The sequence below is a fragment of the Acholeplasma laidlawii PG-8A genome (assembly GCF_000018785.1).
Taxonomy (GTDB): Bacteria; Bacillota_I; Bacilli_A; order Acholeplasmatales; family Acholeplasmataceae; genus Acholeplasma; species Acholeplasma laidlawii.
In genome coordinates, this window is the sequence record NC_010163.1 from 223,667 (window position 1) to 246,941 (window position 23,275).

The 23,275-nt window shown below is 32.2% G+C and carries 16 protein-coding genes; 12 read left to right on the plus strand and 4 right to left on the minus strand.

The window, feature by feature from the left end:
• Window positions 1–243: 243 nt before the first annotated feature.
• The 7 genes from ACL_RS01140 (at window position 244) to ACL_RS01170 (ending at window position 11,429) form a co-directional block, all read left to right on the plus strand.
• Window positions 244–2,073 carry an ABC transporter ATP-binding protein gene (locus tag ACL_RS01140; RefSeq protein ID WP_012242189.1) on the plus strand — a complete coding sequence of 610 codons (1,830 nt, stop codon included), beginning with the start codon at window positions 244–246 and terminating at the stop codon, window positions 2,071–2,073.
• 1 nt (window position 2,074) lies between these two features.
• Complete coding sequence (locus ACL_RS01145; protein ID WP_012242190.1) at window positions 2,075–3,913, plus strand: ABC transporter ATP-binding protein; 1,839 nt, start codon at window positions 2,075–2,077, stop codon at window positions 3,911–3,913.
• Between the two features lie 53 nt (window positions 3,914–3,966).
• Window positions 3,967–6,033 carry a hypothetical protein gene (locus ACL_RS01150; RefSeq protein ID WP_012242191.1) on the plus strand — a complete coding sequence of 689 codons (2,067 nt, stop codon included), beginning with the start codon at window positions 3,967–3,969 and terminating at the stop codon, window positions 6,031–6,033.
• 31 nt (window positions 6,034–6,064) lie between these two features.
• Window positions 6,065–6,514: a flavodoxin gene (locus ACL_RS01155; protein ID WP_099750358.1), complete on the plus strand. Its 450-nt coding sequence runs from the start codon at window positions 6,065–6,067 to the stop codon at window positions 6,512–6,514.
• A 59-nt stretch (window positions 6,515–6,573) separates the two neighbouring features.
• A complete protein-coding gene (locus tag ACL_RS01160; protein ID WP_041633735.1) occupies window positions 6,574–9,513 on the plus strand; it encodes a DNA polymerase III subunit alpha in 2,940 nt (979 codons plus the stop codon).
• Window positions 9,514–9,516: 3 nt separating this feature from the next.
• A complete protein-coding gene (locus ACL_RS01165; RefSeq protein ID WP_012242194.1) occupies window positions 9,517–10,752 on the plus strand; it encodes an aminopeptidase in 1,236 nt (411 codons plus the stop codon).
• A 98-nt stretch (window positions 10,753–10,850) separates the two neighbouring features.
• Window positions 10,851–11,429 (plus strand): NADPH-dependent FMN reductase, encoded by a 579-nt coding sequence (locus tag ACL_RS01170; protein WP_012242195.1) that lies wholly within the window; start codon window positions 10,851–10,853, stop codon window positions 11,427–11,429.
• Between the two features lie 46 nt (window positions 11,430–11,475).
• On the opposite strand, the gene ACL_RS07145 is transcribed toward ACL_RS01170, so the two are convergent.
• Complete coding sequence (locus ACL_RS07145) at window positions 11,476–11,817, minus strand: iron chaperone (RefSeq protein ID WP_049751936.1); 342 nt, start codon at window positions 11,815–11,817, stop codon at window positions 11,476–11,478.
• Between the two features lie 87 nt (window positions 11,818–11,904).
• Window positions 11,905–12,834 (minus strand): lactonase family protein, encoded by a 930-nt coding sequence (locus ACL_RS01180; RefSeq protein WP_012242197.1) that lies wholly within the window; start codon window positions 12,832–12,834, stop codon window positions 11,905–11,907.
• 177 nt (window positions 12,835–13,011) lie between these two features.
• Between ACL_RS01180 and acpP the strand changes: the two genes are divergently transcribed.
• The 3 genes from acpP to ACL_RS01195 all read left to right on the plus strand — a co-directional run bounded on the left by acpP (window position 13,012) and on the right by ACL_RS01195 (window position 16,407).
• Window positions 13,012–13,242, plus strand: a complete 231-nt coding sequence (gene acpP, locus ACL_RS01185; protein WP_012242198.1) for an acyl carrier protein — start codon at window positions 13,012–13,014, stop codon at window positions 13,240–13,242.
• A 92-nt stretch (window positions 13,243–13,334) separates the two neighbouring features.
• Window positions 13,335–15,746, plus strand: coding sequence for a leucine--tRNA ligase (leuS, locus tag ACL_RS01190; protein WP_012242199.1), 2,412 nt, complete (start codon window positions 13,335–13,337; stop codon window positions 15,744–15,746).
• 133 nt (window positions 15,747–15,879) lie between these two features.
• A complete protein-coding gene (locus ACL_RS01195) occupies window positions 15,880–16,407 on the plus strand; it encodes a histidine phosphatase family protein (protein ID WP_012242200.1) in 528 nt (175 codons plus the stop codon).
• Window positions 16,408–16,461: 54 nt separating this feature from the next.
• Here ACL_RS01195 and mnmM read toward each other — a convergent pair whose 3' ends face one another.
• The gene (gene mnmM / locus ACL_RS01200; protein WP_012242201.1) at window positions 16,462–16,986 is read right to left on the minus strand and encodes a tRNA 5-(aminomethyl)-2-thiouridylate-methyltransferase MnmM; all 525 of its coding nucleotides are present in this window, start codon (window positions 16,984–16,986) and stop codon (window positions 16,462–16,464) included.
• The gene (gene mnmL, locus ACL_RS01205) at window positions 16,964–17,920 is read right to left on the minus strand and encodes a tRNA modification radical SAM protein MnmL/YtqA (protein WP_373419243.1); all 957 of its coding nucleotides are present in this window, start codon (window positions 17,918–17,920) and stop codon (window positions 16,964–16,966) included. Before mnmL ends, mnmM begins: the two co-directional genes overlap by 23 nt.
• 60 nt (window positions 17,921–17,980) lie before the next feature.
• On the opposite strand from mnmL, the gene ACL_RS01210 reads away from it, so the two are divergent.
• A complete protein-coding gene (locus ACL_RS01210; protein ID WP_012242203.1) occupies window positions 17,981–18,748 on the plus strand; it encodes a hypothetical protein in 768 nt (255 codons plus the stop codon).
• A gap of 10 nt (window positions 18,749–18,758) precedes the next feature.
• Window positions 18,759–23,273 carry a PolC-type DNA polymerase III gene (locus ACL_RS01215; RefSeq protein ID WP_012242204.1) on the plus strand — a complete coding sequence of 1,505 codons (4,515 nt, stop codon included), beginning with the start codon at window positions 18,759–18,761 and terminating at the stop codon, window positions 23,271–23,273.
• Window positions 23,274–23,275 lie beyond the last annotated feature (2 nt).

A 23,275-nucleotide genomic window follows, 5' to 3' on the forward strand; every position in this document is an offset into this window, starting at 1 on the left:
ATGTGATACACTATAAATAGTTTAATAAACTAAAAAAGATGAGTGGGAGGTTTACATGGTTATAAAAAAATGTACACTATTCATTATAGGTAACAATAAATAATTTATTTGTAGGACTTATAATGAAGGCTTATTTATTTATAAAATACCCTTCATTCAGATATAAAAGCTTTTTTATATGTATCTTTAAGAGGGGAAACCCTCTTTTTATTATCTAAAAACACGACGAACAAGGAGAACATCATGAAATTTAAATCCCTTATGAAACTAGCCAAAGGACACTTGTGGGGCTATATTATCTTAATTATCTTAACGATATTCCACCGCTTCTCATACTCCTATGTGCCTTTATTCACTCAATATATTATTCGTACTTTAACGCTTCGTTTAAGTACTGACCCATTACCTCCTGATTTACAAACGGTCAATCTACCAGCATTTGTAGTAAACTTCTTTGAATCCGGTGAAACGATTTTAATGATCGTGTTTTATGTTGCGATTACATTAATATTTTATCAAGCATTTAGATACTTGATGATGTATTTTGAATTAAGTTTACGTGGTCGTATTCAAGAAAGTATTGCAAAAAAATTACGTAATAGATTATATGATCACATTCAAAACTTAAGTTACAAATATCACAACAATGCAGATAGTGGTGACTTAATACAAAGAGTTACATCAGACGTTGAAACTACAACAGGTTTTGTAGTCTTACAGTTTATGCAACTTATTGGACTATTTGCATCACTATTTAGTGGTGTATTCCAAATGTATCATATTAATACCACCATCATGTGGGTGTGTTTAGCAGTTATTCCCGTCTATGCGATCTCATCTATTTTCTACTTTACAAGAATTGAAAAGATATTTGAAAAAGTTGAACATGATGAATCAGAGATGATGACAGTCATTCAAGAAAATGTGAGTGCTTCAAAAGTTGTTAAAGCATTTGCTAATGAACCATTTGAATTAGAGAAAATGGAAAAGAAGAACAAGCAATACACCAACAGTAATATACGTGCTAACAAAGTAGTAGCAATATATTGGGGAAGTATGGACTTTATCTCAATGGCACAATATGCACTTGTTACTGTATTAGCCATCCACTTTGTAAGAACTGGTGAAATGGATGGTGCAAGTTTTGCTGCATCCTTAATGCTAATTGGTTTATTAGTATGGCCAATTCGTGGGTTAGGTCGATTAATTAATGAATTTACTAAAGCGTTTGTTGCGATTGGTCGTATCAACCATATATTTGAAGAAAAAACTGAATATGAACAAGATGGTCATTTAGAACCAGAGATTCATGGTCATATTGTTTTCAACAAAGTAAGTTTTAAATTTGAAGATGATGCAAACTATTTATTAAAAGATATCTCATTTGAAATTAAACCAGGTGAAACAGTTGCAATTATTGGTAAAACTGGCAGTGGTAAAACCACAGTTATTAATCTATTAATGCGTATGTATGAATATGAAGGATCCATTACAATCGACGGTGTTGAGTTAAGAGAAATCAAAAAACAACACATGAGAAAATCCATTGGAGCTGTCCTTCAAGATCCATTCCTTTATTCTAGAACGGTCTATGAAAATATATCGATTACAAATAAAACAGCAAGTAAAGATAAAATTATTACAGCAGCTCAAACTGCAGCACTTCAAAATGATATTCATACCTTTAAAAATGGTTATGAAACGATGGTTGGAGAAAAAGGTACTACGTTATCTGGTGGACAAAAACAAAGAGTTGCGATTGCGCGTGTACTAGTAAGTGATAAACCAATACTTATATTTGATGATGCACTATCTGCTGTTGATAATAAAACAGATATGATGATTCGTGGTGCATTAAACCAAAAGGAACATCAATCCACAAACATTATTATTACACACCGTATTACAACAGCGAAAGAAGCTCACAAGATTATTGTCATAAATAATGGACAAATTGAAGACATCGGTACACATAAAGAGCTCGCACATAAAGATGGTCTTTATAACAAATTATGGGGCATTCAAGGTAAACTTGAACAAGAATTCCTAGACTTAATTGAGGAGGGTGCTTAAGATGCAACATCAAGAACAAGAAAACGAAATTAAAAAAGTATCACTTCCTGTTTGGGGTAGATTATTTAAAATAATATTAAAAGATAAACGTAGTTTTATCATCATGATTTCTATTGGTGTATTTGTTGCACTTCTAGATGCACTCACTGTAGTCATTCAACAATATGCACTAGATACATTTATTGAAAAAGGTGATTATACATTCTTTACTCAGTACACAATTCTAAACATCCTTGTTGCACTAGGGTTTGGTTTAGGGATTTGGGGTTTTATTTACCAAAGTGGAAAAATTGAAGCCAATGTCAATTACCTATTAAGAAAAGAAGCGTTTAGAACACTTCAAAGATTGCCATTCTCATACTATGATAAAACCCCACAGGGTTGGATCATGGCTCGTATGACAAGTGACTCAAAAAGGCTTGCTAACATCATTTCATGGGGTATCGTTGATGTCATTTGGTCACTGCTACTTATGATATTTACACTAACCATTCTTTATTTTTATTTTTGGAAATTAGCAATCATTGTGACACTTGCAATACCTATGATGTTTCTAGTTACATTGCTATTTAGAAAGCGTGTATTAAAAAGACACCGTCAAGCAAGACACTATAACTCTGAGATTACCGCAAAATATTCTGAAAGTTTTCATGGTGCTAAAACATCTAAGTCCCTCGTTATTGAATCTGAAAACCTAAATGAATTTAAACAAACAACAAACAAGATGTATAAGGCAAGTGTTAAAGCGCAAAGCCTATCAGCAATGTATTCTGCTGTATTATTACTCGCTTGTTATATCTTTGTAGCGATTGTCATGTATACGGGTTCAAGCTTTACCATTGAAGGTGCAATCACCATCGGGGTAGTATACTTATTCATTAGATCAACAGTGAGTTTCTTTGATCCAATTATTAACTTATCTAACTTTATTTCCCAACTCCAACAAGCACAAGCAAGTGCAGAACGTATCTTAGAGCTTATTATGACAGAATCTCAAATTAAAGATAGTGATGAAGTCGTATCTAAATACGGGGACTGGTTTCATAAGAAAAAAGAAAATTGGGAACCACTTAATGGTGATATTGAATTCAAAGATGTTACATTCTCATACAATGAAAATGAAATCATCTTAGATAACTTTAATATAAACATAAAAGCAGGTATGAGTGTTGCATTAGTGGGACATACAGGTAGTGGTAAGACAACCATTGTAAACTTAATCTCAAGATTTTACGAACCAACTCAAGGTCAAATCTTATTAGATGGCGTAGACTATAAAGATAGAAGTATCTCATGGCTACATGAGAAATTAGGCTATGTATTACAATCACCACATCTATTTTCAACAACCATTCTAGAAAATATCCGTTATGGACGTTTAGATGCAACAGATGAAGAAGTCATTGAAGCCTCAAAAGCAATCGGATTACATCCGTTTGTAGAAAAATTAGAAAACGGCTACCAAACACATGTAGGTGAAGGTGGTGGCTTGCTTTCTATGGGACAAAAACAGCTCATCTCGTTTGCTAGAGCAATCCTTGCAGAACCAAGTATCTTAATTTTGGATGAGGCAACTTCATCGATTGATAGTGAAGCAGAATCATTAATTCAAGATGCTACTAAGAAATTATTAAAAGGGCGTACGAGTTTAATCGTTGCTCATAGATTATCAACGATTGTAGACTCTGATTTAATTGTCATGTTAGATCAAGGTAAGATTACTGAACAAGGTACTCACCATGAACTGTTATTAAAACGAGGGGCTTACTACGATCTTTATAGAAATCAATTTTTAGAAGAAAAATCAAAAGTTTATGAAGCTGAAATGAATAAACTATAAAATAAAAGTAAAAAGACAGTATGTTTCCTACTATATAATAGGAGGTAAAAAACATGCTGTCTTTTTTTAATCTACTTATGAATATTGCTATTTTATGGACCAATGAAGTGATTTTAATGCCTATTGGAGCATCACTGGATAAGTATAAGAATTTGCCCGAGGCTACTTTATATGTAAATGATGAAGTTGCAGTAGATAAATTAATGTATTATGAATATGAAATCAACTACACAAGTTTTAGCGTCATTAGAACCCATGTAGTAGGTACGTACACGGTTTGGTACCGAGCGCACTTTCCTACCTTAGGATTTGAAAGTGAAGTAGCTATTACTTTTATTGTCAAGGATACGATGCCACCAACGATAACTGGTCCTATGGATTTTTATGTAGATGTTGGAACTAAATCCATTGATTATAAAACACTTATTAACTATACAGATAACTATACGGTAGATAAGGATTTAATTTTAAACATCTATGCTGGTCAAGTGAACTTGAATCAACTGGGTAGTTATCAAGTGACATACAGTGTAAAAGATAAAGCATTTAATGAATCGATTTGGGTAACAACTATCCATGTAGTAGATAATGTAAAACCCGTAATCAAGCAAAAAGCGGGTATCACAATTTTAATAGGAGAGGCCTTAAATTTAGATAAGTTTTTTACCTTTAGTGATAACTATGACACTGTGCTTGATGTAAGTTATGATGATACATTGATCCACTATCAAAATCCCGGAAGCTATCCTTTATCAGTTACTGTAAAAGATCAATCAGGAAATGAAGTCACTGTAGATGTTCAAGTACAAGTAGTCGACACAACAAGTCCGGTTATTGTATTAAAAACGAACAATATAAAGGTAAATTACTTAACCGACCTCACTAATGATTATCTAAGGTCCTTTATCATAGATGTTAAAGATAATGTGGATAGTTTAAACATAGAAGATGTTTTAATAACAAGCTACATCGATACCCACATACTTGGTAAATATGAAGTGATTTATAACATAAGAGATTCAAATAGCTTAATAGGAGAAGCAAAACTTGCTGTTGAAGTTATAGATAACGAAGCACCTAAAGTAAGTATGAGAGAAGATATTTATGTTGATGTACATAGTTTAGAGCCATATATTTATGACTACTTAATCATTGAAGATAACTACAACAAATTAGAAGATTTAACAATCACTAAAACAGGAAGTATCACGATGTCAAAGTTGGGTGCTTACCGGGTCATTATAAAAGTAGTTGATCAAGCAAAAAATGTGGCAGAGTATCCAGTGATTGTAAACGTCATTGACCAGATAGCACCAGTCTTAAAAGTACCTAGTGAACTTATGATAACAAACTTTTTAAGACCGGACTATCTAAAAATAATCGAAGTCAAAGACAATTATGATAAGGATATAGTAGTTATCATAGAAGATGCTGATATGAACTATAAAGAGCTTGGTGAACACCAAGTTACAATACGTGCTATAGATAGTTCTTTAAATGAAACAGTAGAACACATAGTGATTAAAATCATTGATTTAAGTTATCCTGAAATTATTTTAAAGACACATCAGGTATATCTTCCTTACGGTGTAGATAGTGTTGACTATCTATCGTATGTAGAAAGTGTGTTTGACAGTTATGATAAAGATTTATCTATCTTTGATATAAAATATAAGTCTACTTTAGATTTTAATAAAGTGGGCTTATATCAGGTGATATATGAGTTAACTGATAAATCGAATAATGTAGGAACACAACTACTTTATATCTACTTAACTGATTTTGAAAAACCAGTGATTGAAGCAACCCATATCACCATCAAAAAAGGTGCATACTTTAACTATAAAGATCATGTAACTGCTTATGATAACTATGATGGTGATATATCTAATTTAGTTAAAATGAACCCGCAATTTGTACCTATCCAACAAGTGGGTTACTATGAAATACTATTTTATGTACATGATTCATCCGGAAATTACTCAGAAATTAAAGTCTTACTCACCATAGAAGCTACAAATGATGTAATGGATTACATATATTATATTGTTGGTGGTGTAATTATTTTAGGTAGTATCATAATTTACTACATATACATCAAAAAACGTGAAAATATCTAGTATTTTTAGTATAATATGAACTAGTATAATAATGAATGTAGAAAGTGTGTATGATATGGCAATTTTAGTTGTATACTGGACCGGAACAGGGAATACAGAAGTCATGGCTAAGAATATCTATGATGGTATTATCGCTGCAGGGGTTGAAGCAGATTTAAAACAAATAGATGATTGTTTAGCAGATGATATTTTAAATTATGAAAAAGTGGCAATTGGTTGTCCATCTATGGGTATTGAAGAGTTGGAACCTGAAGAATTCTTACCATGGTATGAAGAAGTAGAACCTATTTTAGGTGATATGCCACTACTCTTATTTGGTTCTTATGGTTGGGGCGAAGGTGAATGGATGGATTACTGGGAAGAGCGTGTACACGATCTTGGCTTAAACCTTTTTGAAAAGGGTATAAAAATTGCATCCATGCCATCAAGAAAAGAATCAGAAGAGATTAAAGAGATTGCTAAAAGATTTGCTCAAAGCTAAAAGGATTTTAATCCTTTTTTGCTATTTTAGGTATAATAGTAATATGAGGTGTGACTAATTTGATTGGATCGCTATATACGCAAAGTTCATATTCTATCTTAAAATCTACGCTCCATCTGGAGACTATTTTTAAGCATGCAAAACAGGAAAACCTAGACTTTGTAGCAATTACTGATGATAATAATTTACACGGTTTATATAAAGCTTTAGTCTTAAGTAAAAAATATCAAATACCTTTAATTTTAGGATTTCAAAAAACATTTAAAGTACTTGGTTATGATTTAGATTTACTCATCTATGCACAAAATGATGAAGCATTAAAATCACTGATTGAATTAAACTCATTAACAGCTAGAACACCGGATATACCATTTGAATCCTGTGTTCAACTATTAAATAAGTTGATCATTGTTTTACCAAGTACTCAAAGTTTTATCTACCAACATTATGAGATGAGTGAGCGTATTTATGAAGTTATTTCTTCATTACATAAATCACTAAAAAACTTCTATTTAGGACTGGGTAATGCAACAGATTTTGAAGTTGATAAGATAACACCTATTTTGAAGAAAATCGCCTTAAATGAAGATTTAAAGTATTTACCTACATATCAACAAAGTTATGAGGATGAAGAAAATAAAACAACTTATGACATTGTAAATACAATTAAAGATAGTCAGTTTAAATCATTAAATGTTTCCATGCATTTATTGAGTAAAAATGAATTAGTTAAAAAATATGAACAAGAAAAGAATATATTTAAAAACGTAGACGCTGTCTTTGGTCGTGTAAACTATACGTATTTAGATAATACCCAAAGCCTACCTGTTTTTCCAACAAAGGATAATGTTGAAAGCCATATTTATTTATATGCACTTGCACATAAAGGACTAGAAAAAAGGTTGGAAAATAGTGGTGTTAGAAAATCAACCGACTATATTCAAAGATTAAATGAAGAATTAGAAGTTATACACCAAATGGGTTATGACGATTACTTTTTAATTGTCTATGATTTTGTAAGGTTTGCTAAAACAAACGATATATTAGTTGGTCCCGGTCGTGGTAGTGCGGCAGGTAGTTTGGTTGCCTACTGCTTAGGTATTACAGAAGTAGATCCCATACAATATGATTTATTATTTGAACGTTTCTTAAACATCGATAGAAAATCCATGCCGGATATCGATTTAGATTTTCCAGATGTTAAAAGAGATTTAGTGATTGACTATGTTAAAGAAAAATATGGACTTAATCATGTTGTAACGATGACTACATTTACAAACTTAACAACCAAAACATCCATGCGTGATATTGCAAGACAAATGAATTTAAGTCAAGAACGTATTAATGCAATTATTGCAAGTCACACCAAGGGTATCTTAGATGAAAGTGATAGAGAAGCACAAAAATTAGTTAAAGTAGCTTCTACAATTGAAGGTATACCTCGTCAAACAGGGACCCATCCAGCAGGTATCATCTTATCTAAACAAGACTTAACTACTTTAGTACCGTTAATGAATGGTCCTAAAGATATATATCAATCTCAATTGGAGGCGAGTGATCTAGAGTCACTTGGATTCTTAAAAATTGATTTTCTAGGCTTAAAGAATCTAACCATGATTGAAGATATATTAAAGTTAGAACAAAACAAATTAAAATTATCTGACATGCCTTTAGATGATAAAAAGACATTTGAATTACTATCCAATGCCGATGTAGAAGGTGTCTTTCAACTAGAATCTCAAGGTATGAGAAATGTGATTAGAAAGTTAAGACCGTCTCACTTTGAAGATATTGTTGCATTACTTGCATTATTTAGGCCGGGGCCGATGCAGTTTATCGATGATTATATAAAGAGGCGACATGGTGATACATATGAAAAGTTAGATAGTGATATTGATGAAATCTTAAAACCTACGTATGGGATTATTGTCTATCAAGAACAGATCATGAAAATCTTTCAAGTGTATGCGGGCTATAAACTAAGTGAAGCAGATATTATAAGACGTGCGATTTCTAAGAAGAATAGAGATATGATTGATAGAGAAAAGGCGCGGTTTATAGAAAAATCCGTACGACTAAATCGTGATGCCGAAACTGCTGAAAAAATCTATAATCACATAGAAAAATTTGCTGATTACGGATTTAACAGAAGTCATAGTGTGGCATACGCATTTATCGCTTATTACATGGCATATTTAAAAACACACTATTATGCATCCTTTATATCCGTGCTTATGAGTCAAAACACTTCAAACACTGCCTACTTAAAAGAGTTAGTGCTTGATGCTCAAAATAAAGGTTTAGTTGTTTATCCACCAAACATTAATTTATCAAAATTAGACTTTATACCTTATAAATCAGGTATCTTAGCTCCGCTTACGATGATTAAAGGCATTGGTTTAACAACAGCTAAAAAAATAGTTGAACTTCAACCATTTGATTCGTATGATCATTTTAAAGAAAAAGTGTTTAAGGTATTAAATGAAAAATCTATTGAAATCTTAATTCATGCAAATGCATTAGATGTCTTTGGTCTGAATCATAAAGAACTCTTAGATCAAAATAATTTAAATCAAACAGGATTTGAACAGTTTTTAGATGATTATAAGAAAACAAGGTTAGAAGAATTGCCGTTTAATACACTGAAGGAAAAAGAGATTGAAGTCTTAGGGTTTAATTTGAAATATTTAAAGGATGAAGTACTCATACGTTTAAATGAAACACACAAATTAAAGCCATTATCACTAAAAGAACAGTCAATTCGCACCATTGGTATGATAGAAAGTGTTAAAATAATAACAACTAAAAAAGGTGATGAAATGGCATTTATTACCTTTAGTAATGGTATAAGTTTAGATTTAACCGTATTTCCAAATCAATATAAGTCATATAAAGAACTACTAAGTGATACCTATGTTTATATTGAAGCAACAAAGGATCAAACCCAAGCAGTAGAAAATAAATATATTATAAATAAAATAAAGAAAGTTAAGGTGTAGAACATGCCAAACAAAATATTATTAGAAAAATATGCAAGACTTGCTGTAGTTACAGGTGCAAACGTACAACCTGGTCAAGTAGTTGTCTTACGTACATCAACAGAAGCTGTTGAATTAACAAGAGAAGTAGCAAAACAAGCTTATATCGCTGGTGCTAAAAAAGTACATATCATTTGGGGTGATGAAATTGTTTCTAAACACTCATATGATTATGCAACAACAGAAAATTTAAAAGAAATGCCACAATGGTCTATTGATCAATACAAATATTATGTAGATCAAAATGCAGCATTCATTTCTATTGTTTCACCAATTCCTAATGCATTAGCTGGTGTTGATAGCAAGAAAATGCAAGAAGTAATGATTGAATCTTCAAAAATGCTTAAGTTCTTTAGAGAACACACGATGGGTAACAAATCACAATGGACAATTGTTGCTGCATCTAATCCAAGCTGGGCTAAAAAATTATTCCCTAATTTACAAGTTGAAAATGGTATTGAGAAATTATGGGATGCAATCTTTAATGCATGTAGAGTAAGAATTGATAATGATCCAGTTCAAGATTGGGTTAAACATAATGAATACTTAGCAAGAAATAATAAAATATTAAATGATGCTAACTTTAAAAATTTACATTTCACAAACAGTTTAGGTACAGACCTTATTGTTGAACTTATCCAAGACCATGTTTGGGCTGGTGGTAGTGAAAAAGCTGGTAACGGTGTAGTATTTAACCCAAATATTCCAACTGAAGAATCCTTTACAATGCCATACAAATTTGGTACTCAAGGTAAAGTAGTAGCAACTAAACCATTAAATAACTCAGGTGTAATTATTGAAGATTTCTGGTTAGAATTTAAAGATGGTAAAGTCGTTGATTTTGATGCTCGTGTAGAAAAAGACGCATTAAAGAATATCTTAGACTTTGATGCAAACTCAAGATACATTGGTGAAATTGCACTTATTTCACACAACTCACCAATATCAAATATGGATATCTTATTCTTAAACACTTTATTTGATGAAAACGCAAGTTGCCATATGGCACTTGGTCGTGCATATCCAATGAACATTAAAAATGGTAACCAAACACCAATTGAAGAACTAGAAAAGAAGGGTTACAATAATTCTATGACACACGTTGACTTCATGTTTGGTTCTAAAGACTTAAAAATTGTAGGTACAAAACAAGACGGTACTAAAGTTGTAGTCTTTGAAGACGGTAATTTTGTTATTTAACACATAAAGTAGAGCCTTGAAGCACATAGTTTGAATATATTTCGAATTCGTAATATTATAGATGCATAACATTAGATTATGAAGGAGAAACAAAAACTATGAGTTTAAAAATAGGTATTATTATTGCTTCTGTTAGAGAAGGAAGAAATGGAAAAGTTGTTGCTGATTGGGTTTTAGAAAATGGTCAAAAAAGAAATGACAAAGATGTTACTTATGAATTAGTAGATTTAAAATCATTTGATTTACCACTATTAGGTGCTACACCAACTGAAAGTCAAGGAATTGCTTTAAAAAACTGGAGCGAAACAATGGCTTCATATGATGGCTACATCTTAGTAACACCAGAATACAACCACCTTGTACCAGGTGCTTTAGTGAATGCATTTAACTTTTTAAATGCTGAAGTTAACAATAAAGCATTAGCATTCGTAGGATATGGCTTCTTAGGAGCTGCTCGTGGTATTGTAGGCTTTAGAGCACACTTAGCATATCAACAAATTGCTATGACACAACAACAAATCAACATTTCATTCGTATCAGACTTTAAAAATGCAATGACACCTGAACAAGAATTTGCACCAGGCGCATGGCATACTCCAGAACTAGAAGCGTTATTTACACAATTACTAGGCTGGTCAAAAGCATTAAAAGCTTTACGTAACGGCGAAATTAAATAATTAATATACTAAAAAAACGAATCCTAAAATTTCAAGGATTCGTTTTTTATAGATGAAGTGAGGTTTTAATTATTTTTTCTATAAGCATGAGATCTAGTGGTTTATCTAGTGGAAACTGGATAGTGCCCTTAGATACTTTGTAGGACTGTAACGGTTCTTTGTAAAGCTTAATCACATCCGATATTGGTCCATAGATACCGACGTGATTAGCAAATCCTCCAATATAGCATGTATATCCATTCACTTTATAAGCTAATAATCCGTATGCTGAGTACTCATGAATATCTTTGTTTAAATTCAATATAAGTGAACGTATTGTTTCGACATATTTAAGAGATTTACCACTTAAACTATTTAAATAACTTTCTACAGATTCAAACTTTGCCACAAAAACCACCTCTTTTACTGACATATTACCATATTTTATAAAAGTATATAAAAAAACTCCTTTGGATTAAAAAGGAGTTTATATATATTATGTAGTAAATACGATACAGCTTGGTTCTGGAACATTTATAGTTTTTAAAAACTTAAGTGCACCTGTTTCTTGATTTCTTTCAAAGATAGCAACATTATTTGAATGCATATTACCTACTACTAAATGAGATTCATCTAATGAGATATTAAAATCTCTTGGATGTTTACCATTTGTATTATAAATTCGTTTTTGACGTAATGAACCGTCTTCTAAAACTTCAAAGTGTGTAATCGCATCAAAGCCTCTATTAGAAACATATAAGTGTTTACCGTTTTCTGTAATACGGATTGCAGCACCACTAATACCTTGAAAATTTTTATCTAAGGTTTTATATTTCTTAACAAAATCTAATTTTTCATTGAATACATAGATTTCACGTGAGTGTTCTGTTAAACAATAAACAAAGCCTTTATCAGATACAACCAAGTGTCTTGGTCCTACACCTTTATGAAGCGTTAAATCTTTTTTAGGTACTAACTTTAAGTCTTGACCGATTGTATAAGTAAAAATTGTATCTAAACCTAAATCACATACAAATAATGTTTGGCTAGCACTATCATAGTATGCTTGGTGTGCATGAGAACCAGTCGGATAAATCATTGTTTGAATCTTTTTGGTCAATGTACCATCAAATTTATAAGTAGAGATTTGGCCAGCATGATAGTTTGCTGTAAAAATCATTTCTAACGACGGTTCATAAAATAAATGACAAGGACTGCTATATTCAGAGTGATCTTCATAAATTAAAGTTTCACCTTGATAAATTTCAATACCACCGTGTGCTAATGTAAATAAATAACCATCTTGAACTGTAAAATAGGTAGGGTTGAATAATTTTTGATGTAAAGAAACTTTGCCCTCATCGACTAAATATATACCCTCTGAAGTGTTTCTTGTATAAGTTCCAACTAAAAATTTCATAATCATCCTCAACTTTCAACAACTATTATATCATGTATTTCATAGTGGATAAACACTATAAATTCGTAATATTTTTATAAATACTTTGAACTTAAAACTTTTGTGATATCAAAACACTATACAAAAGATTTTTTATGATATAATTAACTGTACAAATTAGGAAAACTGTAGGAGGTTTTTAATATGGATATTTTTGATAAAGTCAAAGGACTTATCGTTGATGAACTTGCAGTAGATGCATCTTTAGTAAATCCTGATGCTAGATTAGTAGAAGATTTAGGTGCAGATTCAATCGATGCTGTAGAGTTAATCATGACTGTAGAAGACGCATTCTCAATTGAAATTTCAGACGAAGTTCTACAAAATATCAAAACTGTGAATGATTTGGTTTCATATATCAAAGACAATCAATAGTAAAAATTATCTCCTCTATAGAGGGGATTTTTTTTGCATTGAAAAAAGTCCTAGAATTGTATATAATAGAGTGAATGAGTGAGGTTAAAAATATGCATAAATATGAACACAGAAAAATAGAAGAAAAATGGCAAAAACATTGGTTAGACAATAAGTTGTTTAAAACCAAAAACGATAGATTTCATCAGAAATACTATGTTTTAGATATGTTTCCATACCCTTCGGCCTCAGGACTACATGTAGGGCACATTGAAGGATATACAGCAACAGATATCGTGTCACGTTTTAAACGTATGCAAGGATATAATGTATTACATCCAATGGGATGGGATGCATATGGGTTACCTTCTGAGCAATATGCGCTCGCAACCGGAAAAGATCCAAAATCTTTCACATACCAAAATATTAGTAATTTCAAAAGACAAATTATTGAAATGGGTAAAGGTGTAGATTGGGATAAAGAGCTAGCTACAACAGACCCTGAGTATTTTAAATGGACTCAGTGGATTTTTAAACGCCTTTATGAGAAGGGTTTAGCGGTCTTAAAAGATGTTGAAGTCAACTGGTGTGAAGGTTTAGGTACAGTACTTGCTAATGATGAAATTGAAATCATTAATGGACAAATGGTATCCGAACGCGGACATTACCCAGTTATTAAAAAACCAATGCGTCAATGGGTATTAAGAATCACTGAGTATGCAGATCGACTACTTGATGATCTTGCTTTAGTGGATTGGCCTGAAAACCTAAAAGAAATGCAACGCAACTGGATTGGTAAATCCAGTGGTGCCGTGATTGAATTTGAAGTGGCATCCACAGATTATAAATTTGAAATATTTACTACAAGACCTGATACTATCTACGGTGTGACTTACTGTGTACTTTCCCCAGAACACCCACTAGTAGAAAAAATTGTGACTCAAGATGAAGAAAAAGATGTATTAAGATACATTGAACAAACTAAAATGAAGTCAGATTTAGATCGTATTGCAGATAAATCTAAAACAGGTGTGTTTACTGGTGCTTTTGCAAAACACCCACTAACAAACCAATTAATTCCAATTTGGATTGGTGACTATGTACTACCTCAATATGGGATGGGCGCTGTTATGGCAGTACCAGCACATGATGATAGAGACTATGAGTTTGCTATGCAATATGGTTTAAACATTATTGAAGTTATTAAAGGTGGTAGCGAAGGTGCTTATACTGGAGACGGTATCCATCATCACTCAGGCATTATTGATGGTTTATATAATGAAGAAGCTATTGAAAAAATAACTAAACATTTAGAAGATCGCAAAAAAGGGTACAAACACTACACTTATAAGTTAAGAGACTGGGTATTTAGTCGTCAAAGATATTGGGGTGAACCATTCCCTGTAATTTATGATGAAGATGGACAAATTCATTTAGTACCAGATGATGAATTACCACTAGAATTACCTTATCTTGAATTTATAAAACCAAGTGGAACAGGTGAATCACCACTAGCTAACGCACGTGATTGGTTATATGTAGATATCAACGGTAAAAAAGGTAGACGTGATACCAACACCATGCCACAACTAGCAGGTTCAAGCTGGTATTATATTGGCTACATCCTAAAATCTAATTTAGGTTATATCCCACTTGACTCTAAGGAAGCTAAAGCAGTACTTGATCAGTTCTTACCAGTCGATCTTTATGTTGGTGGAACAGAACATGCAGTAGGTCACTTACTTTATGCAAGATTCTGGCATAAATTCTTCTATGACCTAGGTTTTGTAAGTTCTAAAGAACCTTTCATGAAACTTGTAAACCAAGGTATGATTTTAGGTGCTGACCACTCTAAGATGAGTAAATCAAAAGGAAATAGTGTCTCACCCGATGACTTTATTCAAAGTCATGGTGCAGATGCACTAAGACTATTTGAAATGTTTATGGGACCTTTAGAAGCTGAAAAACCTTGGAGTAATGAAGGACTAGAGGGTGCAAAACGTTTCTTAGACCGTGTTTGGCGAATGTTTGATTTTGAAATCACACAACAACCAGTAGATGCGCTTCAAACGGTTTATCACCAAACAGTCAAAAAAGTTACAGAAGATTATGAAAAGTTAGCATTTAATACTGCAATCTCACAAATGATGATCTTTGTTAATGAAGTTTATAAGACTAAAGTAATTGGTGCAGCTCAAGCAAGAGGATTCTTAAAATTATTAAATCCAATTGCACCACACTTAACAGAAGAAATTAATGAGACTGTGTTAAAACATCATGAAGATTTAGTTTATTCTGAATGGCCAACCTATGATGAATCATTCTTAATTGAAACTGAAGTTGAAGTCGCTATCCAAGTAAACGGAAAACTACGTGGTAGACTTCAAGTGAAAAAAGATATGGTCGAAGAAGATCTTAAAAAGTTAGCACTTGAACATGAAAATGTCATCAAGCATGTTGAAGGATTAACAATTGTTAAAGTTATTGTTATACCAAATAAGATTGTAAATATCGTCGTAAGATAAAATAAATAAAGTGTGCTTCTATTTAAAATCATATTAAGTGATATGAATAGAAGCACTTTTTTATTATATGAAATATAAAAAAATAAATTTTATAAAGTATAATAGATTTAAAACATAGAGTAAGGGGATTCGTATGGCAAAATTTATATTAATTAGACACGCAGAACCAAGATATGATGAAGTAGACGAAAGAGGCTACTTTGGCATGGGACATGACTTAGGCAGATTAACTGTTAACGGTGAGCAACAAGCAGAATTTAGAGGTCAAGATGAGACGTTATTAGGTGCTGACATCATTATTTCATCACCTTACACGAGAGCACTTCAAACTGCTGCTACAATCTCAAGGATAACAAACATTAAGTTAGTCGTGGAAAATGACTTGCACGAATGGATGCCAGATATGACGCACAAATTTCAAATTGATGATTTTAGAAAACTTTACCAGGAATATCGTGATTCAAAAGGTATAAGGAATGAAACTACCGTGTATCACTGGGAAACTTATGAACACTTAAAATCTAGGTTATTTAATGTTTTAGATAAGTACAAACATCTAGATAAAGTGATTGTAGTATGTCATGGACTTATCATGTCAGCCGCAAGTGATTTTGAACAATTATTTGATTTTGTAGAAAAATTGGAAATTGATTATAAATAATAAGATAAAAAATAGAGACAATTTAATCGTCTCTGTTTTTTATAATGTATGTATTTAGTATGTATAAAAATAAATTAGCGGTGCATCTTTTTTTGTAATATGAGGAAGTCTTATGACTTCATACTTAATATCTTGTTTATCTAAAAAAGATTGTAGAGCGACTTGTTCAATTATGCCTTCAGTATGGCCTGGGTAAGCAACAATCAAGACAAATCCTTGATTTTTTTCATGTAAGGATTTTAAAGTGTTTACAGTAGATATGTGGTGAGTAGTAATACTTTTATCACCTTTTGGTAGGTAACCCAGATTAAAGATGACACCATCATAATTTGAGATGAGTTTTGTTATATGTTCATGTGATGTATGATGGTATGTAATATTGTCTAAATCTTTCGTGAGAGATCTAGTATTATCTAGTGCCTCTTGTTGAATATCAAATGCATGTACATGTTCTACTCTAGATGCCAAAAACAAAGTATCATGACCATTACCACAGGTAGCATCAACAATCGTCATATGTGGTTTAATATGTTTTAATAAGATATTGTGTGCGAGATCAATTACGTTTGCTTTCTTCATAGTAAGCTCCTTGAAATAGCCCTAATTTTCTTAATCGCTTATCAATTTCATTAGAAACAACAAACTTCTTTTTTGTCCAAAGTGGCGCGATTAACATCTCTTCTGGTGCATCACCAGTGACACGGTGAACAATGATATCCGGTCTTAACCAAAGAAGTTGGTCAGTTGTAATATCAACATACTCTTCAAGTGTTAATAACTCCCAAGGGTTTTGTATGTAATCATAACCCATCTTTGTTTTTTCCATTAAGTGAAGCATATGGATTTTAATGCCTTGAATAGGTAGCGTATTTAAGTGTTTAACAGTATCTAACATCATCTTTTTATCTTCTGTTGGAAGACCGTTAATAATGTGTACAACCACTTCAATACCACGTTTATGTAACCTTAAAACCGCATCATCAAAGGTTTTTAGGTCGTGAGCACGATTGATCAAATCACTAGTAGACTGGTGTATCGTTTGAAGTCCTAGTTCCACTTGAACAGGCATTCTAGTATTTAGTTCTTCTAAGTAATCTAAAACATCCTCAGGTAATGAATCAGGTCTAGTACCTAGTGATATCATCACGATTTTTGGATCAAGTGTAATTGCTTCTTCATAAATTTCTTTTAATCTAGGAAGTGGTGCATGGGTGTTTGTGTTTGCTTGGAAGTAGGCAATGTATAAGCCGTCTTTCCATTTTTTATGCATTTGTTGTTTGATGTTTTCAAACTGCACTTTTAAAGAATCTCTTTTATCTCCGGCAAAGTCACCTGAACCCATCCAAGAACAAAAGGTGCATCCACCGGATGCAACTGTTCCATCAATGTTTGGGCAAGTAAAGCCTGCGTTTAAAGCAACTTTAAACACTTTTTGATTATAAGTTTTTCTGTAATAATTATTTAATGTGTTGTAATGTTTTTCTTTTGTTAGTAAGTTCATAGTTTCACCAATATTAATTTTATCATAACTGTCCTATTATGTTATAATAATTTAAGAAGGAAGTATAACAATATGTACCAAAGATTTAAAAGAGCTCTGTTAATACCAAGTGAATTATACTTATACCTAAAAGACTCATGGCTAAATGTTTGGGTTTACTTTTTTTTAATGCTCATGCTTACTGCACTACCTTTTATGATGATAAGCTGGGCAAACAATGGATTTAGTGATCGTAATAAAATAGAAATTAAAGATCAATTTGTTGAAAAACTAAGTGGAACTCACATCATAGTAGATGGTGAACTGATCGTTGAACAAGCATTTTTAAATCAAGATAAATACATGAATATAGATATCTATACGATTGGTATTGTCAATACACCAACAAGTCCAGAATACCAAGGTATTCGCATCATTTTAGTCAAAGATGGTGTAAAACTATATACCTTTGGTGTACTTGCTAAAACATATAGTTATGATGAGTTAGGTCTATCTAATTTTAATTTCTCAGATTATTCTTTAACAAACATTGATAAATTCATTAGAGCTATGAATCTCATCGCCATAGAATATAGTGGGCCAACCAAAGTGTTTAGTAGTTTTGTTACACTGTTGTCATCGGCAATAGAACTGATATTCTTTGTATTTATTTCTGCCACCTTTTCTAGAACACTCATTCCATTTAAATTCAAATTTAAAATAGCTATTTATGTGTTAACACCCTATGTGGTGATGAGTTTGTTTGCATTATTTTTAGGTAGTGGATTATTTATATTTTTAGGAATCATTTTAATGATGATTTATATGCGTATAGCTTTTTCAAAGCTTAAAATGATATAGGAGTGAAATCATGTCAACCAAGTTTGATCTATTCTTACAACAAGCACAATTAAATACACACCCATTATCTACTGCATATTTAAATTCAGTTACTGTAAAGGTACGAGAAAAAACCTTAATATTTGATATAACATTTGATGAATTGATGTTACCAAGTGAAATGAGTTTATTTACCAATCAACTACAAACATTGTTTTTAAAAAAGGATGTTGTTTCACGTGTAGACTACCAGTTCACATTTAAACAAGCAGATTTATCAGCACACTATAAAACTTATTATGAAGCTTTAATTCATAAAGCTTCTGAAATTTTTCAACCCGTACTTATTTTTAAAAATTACACAGTTGAATATGAAAATAACATCTATACAATTTTAATTGAAAAAGATAGTAGAGGGTTAAAAAAATATCTACCAGAATTAAAGAAATACTTTAAAAAACATGGTTTAGATGTTGATTTTACACTGAAGGTTAATGAGGATTTAATCCCGGTTGCTGAACAAGTAAGACAAACCATTGAATCTCAAAAAGAGAGTATGGAGCGTCTAGTTAAAACAGCTGATGCTGTCATTTTAGATAAAAAGACAACATTTAATAGAAAATCTAGTCCATCTGCTGTAGCTATTAGTGAAATACCTAAGAGTGCCTATGAACTTGATAAATACCAAAATGAAAAAGGCGATGTAAACTTTTTAATTGAAGGTGAAGTGTTTAAAACTGAGGTTAGAGAACTTAAGAATACAAACCTTTTAACGATGTCTATTTTTGACAAGGATGATGCAATTACAGTCAAAAGATTTGTAAGAGCACCTAAAGATGTTGCTTTAGCCAAAGAAGTTAAAGTTGGAGATATTATCCAAGTATCTGGTCGTGCAGAATATGACACTTTCCAAAAAGAAGTCACAATCATGGCAACAGCCTTTTATCAAATCGAGCGACCTAAAAAGTTTGAACGTATCGATAAAGCAAAAGAAAAGCGTGTCGAGTTTCATATCCATACCAAAGCATCACCTATGGATGCAGTCACCTCAATTACCGATTATGTAGAAACCCTAGAAAGTTGGGGACATAAAGCTTTTGCGATTACTGATAGAAATGGTTTATATGCTTATCCTGAACTACATAAAGCAATTAAAGGTAAAAAGATTAAACCAATATATGGTGTTCAACTAGATTATGTTGACGATGAAGCTTTTTGGGTTGCTAAAGACTATCATGAAGATATTTTACTTAAAGAAGCAGTCTACACGGTTTTTGATATTGAAACCACAGGTTTTTCATTTACAAGAGATAAAATCATAGAAATTGCTGCATATAAAGTCAGAGGTGGATTTATTGCAGAACGTTTTGAAGTCTTAATTAATCCTGAAGAGCAGTTAAGTGAAACTACAAAACGTATTACAAATATTACAGATGAAATGGTTGAAAACGAAAAAACCATTGAAGAAGTATTACCGACCTTCTTAGAATTTATTAAGGGCACTGTATTAGTTGCTCATAATGCATCCTTTGATATCGGCTTTATCTATGAAAAATCTAGATTACTTGGTCTACAACATGAACCGTTTGCAGTTATAGATACTTTAAATATTGCAAGATACTTTTATAACAACACGAATAAAGAAAAGAACCATGCAAGATTCTATGTCAATGATGCTGGCAATATTCCCGATCTAAAAAGATTTAACTTAAAAGCTTTAACGAAGTTCTTTAAAGTCAATCTAGAAGCACATCACCGTGCTATCTATGATGCCTATGCAACTGCAGAAGTGTTTTTAAACATGCTACAAGATTTCTATAAAGAAGAAATATATAGTTATTTTGAATTACAAGCATCCCTTGATATGAATGAAGTATGGCGTCATCCAATTCCCAAATACGCCACTGTTCTAGCTCAAACTCAAGAAGGTTATAAAAACTTATTCAAATTGGTATCTGATGCCTTAACTACACACTTTGACGGTGGCCCAAGATTATTAAAATCTGCCTTTCTAAAATATAGAGAAGGTTTATTAATTGGTAGTGGAACCGAACATAGTGAAGTATTTGAAGCTGCACTTAATTTAAATGATGAACAATTAAAAGAAGCAATCTCATTTTATGACTATATTGAGGTACAACCACTTAATGCATACCTGCATCTAGAAAAAGAAATCGGTGCACTCGGTAGAGAAGTCATTCAAGCAGCAATTAAAAAGATTATTACCTATGCAAAAGAGCAAAATAAAATAGTGATCGCATCTTCTAATGCCCACTATTTAAATCCAGAGGATAAAAAATATAGAGAAATATACATTCAAACAAAATCTGTTGGTGGTGGACTACACCCACTTGCAAACTATGAAACTTCACCAGACCAACATCTTCTAACAACCACTGAAATGTTGGATGCATTCTCATTTTTAGATCAACAAACAGCTTATGAGATAGTAGTTACGAATACGAACAAGTTAAGTGATATGTTTGAGAATGTACGAGCTTTTCCTAAAGAACTGTACTCTATTAAAGATCACGCATTTAAAGATACATTAGGTATTCCTTCAATTAAAGAACATGTTGAAGAAATGGTTATGAATGAAGCTAAAAGATTATATGGTGATCCAATACATCCATATGTATTAGGTAGAGTTCAAAGAGAATTAACCAATATTATTGATAACCAATTTGCACCCATTTACTTTATTTCTCATTTATTAGTTAAAAAATCATTAGATGATGGCTACTTAGTAGGTTCTAGAGGATCTGTTGGATCTTCACTTGTAGCAACCTTAATGAATATTACAGAAGTCAACCCTTTAAGACCGCATTTCCGTTGTAAGAAGGGTGAATATGCAGTTTTTAAATTAACCGATGAAGAAATCTATGAACAAGGTGTAGATGCTAGAGATGAACCGTTCATCGAAGTATTAAAACATGTCAAATCAGGTTATGACCTACCAGATATGAAGTGTCCTATTTGTGGGGAACTCATGCATAAAGATGGTCATGATATTCCGTTTGAAACCTTCTTAGGTTTTGATGGGGATAAAATTCCTGATATCGACTTAAACTTTAGTGGAGATTATCAATCTAAAGCACATGATTATGTTAGAGAACTATTAGGTGAAGAATATACCTTTAGAGCAGGAACCATTCAAACAGTTGCTGAACGTAACGCATTTGGTTATGTTAAAGGTTATTTAGAATACCTAGGTAAAGATGCAAGAAGTGCATATATTGAGCGTCTAGCTAAAGGTATTGAAGGTGTGAAACGTTCAACTGGTCAGCACCCTGGTGGGATTGTTGTTGTACCAAAGGATAAATCTATTTATGATGTCACACCAATTCAATATCCAGCAGATGATGTCAATAGTGCATGGAAGACAACACATTTTGATTACCATGCCTTTGAAGATAACTTACTAAAACTAGATATTCTAGGTCACGATGATCCAACCATGATCAAATTCTTAATGGACTATGTTAAAGAGCATCCAGAGGATTTCCCTTTTGATAATGCACAAGACATTCCACTGGATGATCCAAATGTCTACCGTTTATTCCAAGATACCTCGGTGATTGGATTAAAAGATAAAGATGATGTTTATGGTGATATTGCAAGTTATGCAATTCCAGAATTTGGTACACCATTTACAAGACAAATGTTACAACAAACAAGACCTTCAACATTTGCAGGTTTGGTTAAAATATCTGGTCTATCACACGGTACAGACGTGTGGTTAAAAAACTCACAAGAACTTGTATTAGGTTCAACCCAATTTGGGAAAATTTCATTCGATGACATTATTGGTTGTCGAGACGATATTATGGTGGAGTTATCTGACCGTGGTATGAAAGAAGCTAAAGCATTTGAAATTATGGAGTTTGTCAGAAAGGGTAAACCTTCATCAAACCCTAAAAAATGGGCTGAATATGAAAATGAGATGAAAGCAAGTAAGATACCTGATTGGTATATATGGAGTGCATCTCAAATTAAGTATATGTTCCCTAAAGCGCATGCGACTGCATATGTGATTATGGCAATGCGTATTGCATGGTTTAAGGTCTATAGTCCATTGTTATTCTATTCAAGTTTCTTTAGTAAACGTGCTGTGCAATTTGAGCATGACATTATGGTTGCAGGTACAAATGCAATTAGAAACAGAATTAATACTTTAAGAAATGACAATAACATTACTGCAAAAGACCAGGATGTGATTGTGACACTTTTAGTCGCACTTGAAATGACTAAGCGTGGATTTAAGTTTTTACCGGTCAACATTAAAAAATCACACGCTAAAGAGTTTGTGATGGAAAAAAATGGATTACGTATGCCTTTTTCAAGTATTGATGGCCTTGGGTTACAAGCTGCAATCAATATTGTTGAAAATAGAGAAGAAAAACCTTATAATTCAAAAGAAGATGCAAGAGTACGTGGAAAGTTAAACAAGACAGTATTTGAAAGATTAGATTTAGCTGGCGCATTTGATGACTTAGCAGATGTAAGTAGTGAACTTGATCATGGGTTATTTGCTCATAAATACTAATT

Bases quoted from the DNA above. Each gene is read 5' to 3' on its own strand.
- acpP (WP_012242198.1), top strand. From the start codon at position 13,012: ATGGATATTTTTGATAAAGTCAAAGGACTTATCGTTGATGAACTTGCA.
- ACL_RS01155 (WP_099750358.1), top strand. From the start codon at position 6,065: ATGAATGTAGAAAGTGTGTATGATATGGCAATTTTAGTTGTATACTGG.
- ACL_RS01165 (WP_012242194.1), top strand. From the start codon at position 9,517: ATGCCAAACAAAATATTATTAGAAAAATATGCAAGACTTGCTGTAGTT.
- ACL_RS01195 (WP_012242200.1), top strand. From the start codon at position 15,880: ATGGCAAAATTTATATTAATTAGACACGCAGAACCAAGATATGATGAA.
- leuS (WP_012242199.1), top strand. From the start codon at position 13,335: ATGCATAAATATGAACACAGAAAAATAGAAGAAAAATGGCAAAAACAT.
- ACL_RS01210 (WP_012242203.1), top strand. From the start codon at position 17,981: ATGTACCAAAGATTTAAAAGAGCTCTGTTAATACCAAGTGAATTATAC.
- ACL_RS01140 (WP_012242189.1), top strand. From the start codon at position 244: ATGAAATTTAAATCCCTTATGAAACTAGCCAAAGGACACTTGTGGGGC.
- mnmM (WP_012242201.1), bottom strand. From the start codon at position 16,986: ATGAAGAAAGCAAACGTAATTGATCTCGCACACAATATCTTATTAAAA.
- ACL_RS01170 (WP_012242195.1), top strand. From the start codon at position 10,851: ATGAGTTTAAAAATAGGTATTATTATTGCTTCTGTTAGAGAAGGAAGA.
- ACL_RS01180 (WP_012242197.1), bottom strand. From the start codon at position 12,834: ATGATTATGAAATTTTTAGTTGGAACTTATACAAGAAACACTTCAGAG.
- ACL_RS01145 (WP_012242190.1), top strand. From the start codon at position 2,075: ATGCAACATCAAGAACAAGAAAACGAAATTAAAAAAGTATCACTTCCT.
- ACL_RS01150 (WP_012242191.1), top strand. From the start codon at position 3,967: ATGCTGTCTTTTTTTAATCTACTTATGAATATTGCTATTTTATGGACC.
- ACL_RS01215 (WP_012242204.1), top strand. From the start codon at position 18,759: ATGTCAACCAAGTTTGATCTATTCTTACAACAAGCACAATTAAATACA.